Origin of the sequence: Chlorogloea sp. CCALA 695 (assembly GCF_003003885.1) — a bacterium.
GTDB lineage: Bacteria > Cyanobacteriota > Cyanobacteriia > Cyanobacteriales > Chroococcidiopsidaceae > Aliterella.
The window spans coordinates 1-2,185 of record NZ_PVWN01000160.1; the positions used below are offsets into that span (position 1 = coordinate 1).

A 2,185-nucleotide genomic window follows, 5' to 3' on the forward strand; every position below is an offset into this window, starting at 1 on the left:
GTGCGATTCGTTGAATGCTGAATCACGGTAATCAGTCCGTACATAAGCATTCTAGCCAAGACTCCCAAGTCTAGCTAAACTCTCGGAATGATGAAGGTGAAAGCCCTTCCCGCCAGGTTCAGGCGTGAATCCCTATCTGCCCCTACCGAACAAGCTCGATACTTGTAGAGTAAAGCGGGGAACAGGGCGCAATCAGACAACTGTTATGGGTTGACACTGGCGCTAATGGGGCGTTCTCACGGTGAAACAGAGCCTAGAAAAGTGACCTAGTTCAAAGCAGGGCATAACAAAAATCCCCTGACTTCATTAGAGTTTAAACCTGCTGCGCTTTCTTCCTAATAGCAGCATGAACCCAGGGTTTCTAATGGTCAAATTGGCTCCACCTAACAGGACAATCAATCATCTGAGGGAACGAATAAAAACGAGTCAAAGGTCAAGGGGTTGTCGAATCCCAAGTAGGTAAGGCGAGATACGGAATCCCTTTGAGTCGGGTAGGATGCGGCGTAATTGCCGCAAGGTATTCAGAAGACACTTTACGGAGTATGAGCATGATTAGGCATGGCGATAACGCTAATGAATCTTGGAAGAAATTAAACTGGAAGCAATTTCGGCGTAATCTATTCCGCCTACAAACTAGGGTGTTTAAAGCAGTTCAAGCAGGCGACAAGCGCAAAGCAATGTCCCTTCAAAAACTTATTCTGAAGTCCAAAGCGGCTAGACTTATGGCAATCCGCCAAGTATCGCAGCTAAACGCTGGAAAGAAAACAGCAGGAATCGACGGTAAGAAGTCCCTCACCTTTGAGGAACGCTTCGAGCTAGAGGAACTGTTAAAGGCATCGAGCAAAGACTGGAAACACCAGAACTTGCGTAGTATTCCTATCCCAAAAAAGGATGGTAGTACCAGAATGCTTAAAATCCCAACTATGGCGGATAGAGCTTGGCAATGCCTCGCAAAATATGCCTTAGAACCAGCACACGAAGCAACTTTTCATTCCAGAAGCTATGGGTTTAGACCCGGTAGGTCGGCACACGATGCCCAGAAAATCCTACAGACAAATCTAAACTCCCGTGTCAACGGAATTAATAAGCGGGTCATCGAACTCGACATAGAAAAGTGTTTCGATAGGATAAATCACACAACCATAATGGATAAACTTATTGCCCCTAAAAGCATTAAATCAGGAATATTCCGGTGTTTAAAAGCCGGAGTAAACCCTGAATTTCCAGAACAAGGAACGCCACAAGGCGGTGTGGTCAGCCCTCTACTAGCCAATGTCGCACTCAACGGAATCGAAGATTGCCACACCTACAAGATAGGAAAGCACACAGTAGAACCATCAATTCGTTATGCGGATGACATGGTAATCATACTTCGACCCCAAGACAATGCAACAGAAATACTCGAAAGGATTAGTCAATTTTTAGCCATCAGAGGAATGAAGGTAAGTGAGAAGAAAACGAAGCTAACCGCTACGACAGAAGGTTTTGACTTCCTTGGCTGGCACTTCAAAGTGCAAAGCAACGGAAAATTTAGAAGCACTCCCTCAGTGGAAAACTTCAAGAAATTCCGTCAGAAGGTAAAAGCAATCGTCAACTGCTCGAATTATGGAGCGAAGGTAAAAGCTGAGAAATTAGCTCCCATCGTTAGAGGCTGGAGGAATTACCACAAGTTCTGTAAAATGGATGGCGCAAGGTTCTCACTCTGGCACATCAACAACAGAGCTTTCAAGGTATTCAACAAAGAGACTAAACAAGATAAAGAATCAGCTACTAAACTGACCTTAAAATCGTTCCCATCCGTCCCTTACTCCGAAAACAAATTCGTCAACGTTAAAGGAAGTAAATCGCCTTACGACGGAGATATAGCTTACTGGAGCGAACGCAATAGCAAGTTATACGACGACCACACCTCTAGAGCCTTAAAACGGCAAAACCATACGTGCGGACACTGTGGCATGAAGTGTATCAGTGATGAACGGGTACACTTCATGCCACATTGACAGCAATCATAGCAACTGGAGAAATAAAAATCTAGTGGCAATACATGAGTCCTGTCATGATTATGTCCACATGGGCAAAAGGGAACAACAACCCTAAGAATATCTGGGAGCCGGATGAGGCGAAAGCTTCACGTCCGGATCTGTAGGAGAGGGGCGCGGAATAATACCCGCCCTCGACTCTAACA

General features: G+C 45.2%; 1 pseudogene. It reads left to right on the top strand.

Annotation, left to right across the window (positions count from 1 at the left end):
- The first annotated feature begins 548 nt into the window (after positions 1 to 548).
- Positions 549 to 2,097: pseudogene (locus tag C7B70_RS25690) on the top strand (group II intron reverse transcriptase/maturase).
- Positions 2,098 to 2,185 lie beyond the last annotated feature (88 nt).